Annotated in this window: 4 protein-coding genes; 2 read left to right on the top strand and 2 right to left on the bottom strand. The window is 71.5% G+C overall.

Annotation, left to right across the window (positions count from 1 at the left end; translation table 11 throughout):
• Positions 1 to 227: 227 nt before the first annotated feature.
• On the bottom strand, positions 228 to 1,196 hold the full coding sequence (locus AB8A24_RS43120; RefSeq protein ID WP_328963765.1) for a hypothetical protein: 969 nt from the start codon (positions 1,194 to 1,196) through the stop codon (positions 228 to 230).
• 243 nt (positions 1,197 to 1,439) lie between these two features.
• Here AB8A24_RS43120 and AB8A24_RS43115 point away from each other — a divergent pair, with 243 nt between their 5' ends.
• On the top strand, positions 1,440 to 1,580 hold the full coding sequence (locus AB8A24_RS43115) for an SPW_0924 family protein (protein ID WP_106971437.1): 141 nt from the start codon (positions 1,440 to 1,442) through the stop codon (positions 1,578 to 1,580).
• Between the two features lie 14 nt (positions 1,581 to 1,594).
• Positions 1,595 to 2,587: a DUF3068 domain-containing protein gene (locus AB8A24_RS43110; RefSeq protein WP_328963766.1), complete on the top strand. Its 993-nt coding sequence runs from the start codon at positions 1,595 to 1,597 to the stop codon at positions 2,585 to 2,587.
• Here AB8A24_RS43110 and AB8A24_RS43105 read toward each other — a convergent pair.
• The coding region (locus tag AB8A24_RS43105; RefSeq protein ID WP_369479231.1) for an ATP-dependent helicase C-terminal domain-containing protein at positions 2,577 to 3,686 on the bottom strand (1,110 nt) is incomplete at its 5' end. The genes AB8A24_RS43110 and AB8A24_RS43105 overlap by 11 nt on opposite strands.

Raw genomic sequence — 3,686 nt, 5'->3', positions numbered from 1 at the left:
CCGACGCCGACGCCGACGCGGACGCCGACGCCGACGCCGACGCCGACGCCGACGCCGACCCCGACCCCCACGCCGACCCCGACGTCCAGCCCGACCCCTGGCTCGTCACGCACGCCGAAGCCCGCCGCGTCGCCGTCCTCCACTCCGGCGGTGCCCCGGCCGACCCCGGGGCAACGCACCTAGGCCGTGTCTTGTGGATCAAGCCGGGCCCGCGGATCGAGTCGGGATCAGTTCGTGCAGCCGGGAATCGCCCCGATGGGCCGGCAGTTGTTGGGCGTGTTCTCGAAGATCCGGCTCCTGACGAGGGTCAGGGTGGTGCCGGGGGAGGTTCCTTGCCAAACGCCGCCGCCGTTGAGCGCGATGTTGCGCCGCACCTTTGTGTCCGTCAGCGTGGTGGCGCCGTCATTGGTGATACCGCCACCCGTTTGGCCCGCACGATTGTCCGCGATGGTCGTCGAGAAGATGTCCAGCGGATGGCGGTCGTTGTAGATTCCGCCGCCCTGCTGGTAGGCGCGGTTGCCCTCGATGCGCGAGTTCTTGATGGTCGTGGAGACCCCGGCGGTGAAGAGGCCGCCCCCCAGCTCCGTGGCCTGGTTCCGCACCAACTTGGTCTTCTGCAGCAGGGTGGTGCTTCCCGGCCCGTTGTAGATGGCACCACCCCGCTGGGCAGCACTGTCCCGCACGACGCTGTCGTACATCTCAAGGGTGCTGCTCTGGTTCACGTAGATGGCGCCCCCCTGGTTCGCCGTGCTGTTGGTCACGGTGCTGTGCTTGAGGATGAGCGTCCCTCCGTCCGTGGGCAGGTAGGTGCCGGCGTAGTCGAGATAGCCGCCGCCGGTCGCGGTGACACCCTCGACGGTCAGACGCCCGTTGGGGCCGTCGATCTGCGCGATGCGGAAGCCCTCGGTCGCGTCGGGATCCCGTCGGATGGTGGTCTTGTTCCCCAGCAGCGTGACGGTGCCCGAGATCAGGGGCAGGGCGTTGGGGCCGAGACCGCCGGTCGACGCGGGAGTGAGGACGTTGTAGACGCATTTGGGTGCGAGCCGGATGGTGTGCGGTCCGGTGTTGTTGTTCGCGGCGATGATCGCGTTGTTGAGGGCGGTGACGTCGCACGGAATGGCCGCCAGGGAGGTCGCGCCCGCGGTGCTGCCGAGGCTGAGTGCGGCCACGAACGGCAGAGTCAGGGCCACGGTCATGAACCGACGTCTGTGCATCACTTCTCCGATCGCTGCATGTAATCGTGTGATTACATTCTGTTGGCGATCAGTGTTCCATGGGGTGGGCGTCCCGCCGTGCGCAACGCGGGGGCGGTGTGCCGGCGGGCGCCGAGGCCCCCCGGGCGGCCCAGTGGTGATCCGCCGCTCGAACGGTTCTCATCTCGCCCCCGCGTTGCTACGGTGCCCCACCTCTGACGCCTCATCAGATTTCGGAGCCCCGGCATGCGCGCATTCGTCGCCGCCGTCATCGGCCTCGCGGCCGCGCTGGCCCTCGTGTTCGCCATCACGGCGTTCGGGGTGCCCGAAGGCGAGACCTCACCCAAGCCCCTGCTCACCACCGCGCCCCCCGCGCCCGGAAAGTAGAGGAGGGCCCGGCCGTGCGACGCAGAGCGAGCCTTGTCCTGCTGGCCCTTGCCGTGTTCTGCGCAGCCCTCGCGCCACTGCTGCGCTGGTACGCGTACCCCCGCCTCGCCAAGATCCCGCCGAACCAGTACCAGGAGATGGTCCTGGAGGCGAAGGACGCGACGCTCCTCGACTACACCGGCGGCATGCAGCCCAAGAAGGTCGACAAGGTCACCATCGTCCAGACCCTCAAGGGCAACGTGGAGGCGTCGAAGGAGATAGAGGCGAGCGCGGGCAAGGACGTCGTCGTCTGGGACACGCTGTCCTACATCATCGGCCCGGACGGGAAGATGGTCTCCCAGATCCCCGAGCGCTACATCTTCGACGCGCACACCCAGGACCCGGTCCACGCCACCGGGGAGATGGTCGACGGGGATCCCGTCAAGCGCGAGGGCATCGAGTTCAAGTGGCCCTTCTTCACCGAGCCGCGCGACTACCTCTACTTCGACGCGCAGACCCGCACCTCCTCACCGATCCACTACGTCGGACCGCGCACGTTCAAAGGCATGGACGTCTACTACTTCGAGCAGACCGTCCCCTGGACCAAGGTCCCCATGCCCAAGAAGATGCCGATCGAGGGCATCGACCCGGCGACGATCGAGGCGGCCACCGGCACCACCCTCTGGTACACGGTCAAGGCGAAGTTCTGGGTCGACCCGGTGACCGGCGCGCCCGTCAACGCCGAACAGGACATCCAGCAGGAGATGCGCGGCGGCATCGCGGCCGGCGGCCCCGATGGCAAGCTCACCGCCTTCGCCGGACACGTCACCATGCGCGAGGACTACTCCGACTACACGGTCGACCTCGTCAAGGCGAACCGTACGAAGGTCCTCGCGCTGCACACCTACGCGCCGATCGGCCTGGCCGCCGGCGGGCTCGTCCTGCTCGCCGTGGCCCTGTGGCTGGAGGCCCGAGGCCGCCGCGTACGGGAGGCGGGCGCCGCGGGGACGGACGGGGTCAGCGCCTGAGCCGGGCGTTGGTGTGCCGGGTGGGCTCGGCGGTGGCCGGGTCCTCCGGCCAGGGGTGCTTGGGATAGCGCCCGCGCAGTTCCGCGCGCACGGCCCGGTAGCCGCCCTGCCAGAAGGAGGCGAGGTCGGCGGTGACGGCGGCGGGCCGGCCGGCGGGCGACAGCAGGTGCACGAGTACCGGTACGCCCGCCACCCGCGGGGTCTCGGCCAGCCCGAACAGCTCCTGCAGTTTCACCGCGAGGACCGGCCGGCCGTGCTCGGCGGAATAGTCCACCCGGATCCGGGATCCGCTGGGCACCTCCAGGCGTTCCGGAGCCAGCTCGTCCAGCCGGACGGCCTCCCCGGTGGCCCACGGCAGCAGCCGGTTCAGGACCTGTCCGGCGTCGATCCGCCCGAGGTCGGCGCGGCGCCGGGCCCGGGACAGCTCGGGCTCCAGCCAGTCGTCGGCGCGCTCCAGCAGGGCCCGGTCGTCGGCCACGTCGGGCCAGGCGCCGCCGAGCGTGCGGTGCAGGAAGCCGAGGCGGGCCCGGAGCGTCAGCGCGTCCGGGGACCAGCGCAGCAGGCCGAGCCCCTCGGAGCGCAGCCCGTCGAGGAGGGCGGCCCGCACCAGCGCGGGGTCGGGGGTGCGCAGCGGGCGCACGGCGAGCTCGATCGCCCCGAGGCGCTCGGCGGCGCGGGCGACGAGGTCGCCGGCCTCCCAGTGGACCTCTTCGCCATCGGTGAGCAGGTGCCCGGCGGCGACCCGGGCGGTGTCCTCGTCGATGACGGCGGCCAGCCGGATCCGCGCGGAGGCGGAGTGCGGGGGCCGGTCGGCGACGGCGACGGCCAGCCAGGGCGCGCTGCGCAGCCGCGAGCCGTCGCCGAGCTCGGCCCCCGTCCCGGAGGCCATGAGGAAAGCCCCCTGGCCCTTGGCCCCGGCGACCCGCTCGGGGAACGCGAGCGCGGCGACGAGCCCTGCGGCGGCATCGTCAGGTGCAGCGCCGCTGCCGGGGCTCCGCCCCGAACCCCGCGCCTCAAACGCCGGCGAGGCTGAAGATCGGGGCGCTGCCCCCGACCCGCGCCTCAAACGCCGGCCAGGCTGAAGATCGGGGCGCTGCCC

The sequence above is a fragment of the Streptomyces sp. BF23-19 genome (genome assembly GCF_041106355.1).
Lineage (GTDB): Bacteria > Actinomycetota > Actinomycetes > Streptomycetales > Streptomycetaceae > Streptomyces > Streptomyces virginiae_A.
This window is presented reverse-complemented; position numbering and strand designations above follow the sequence as displayed.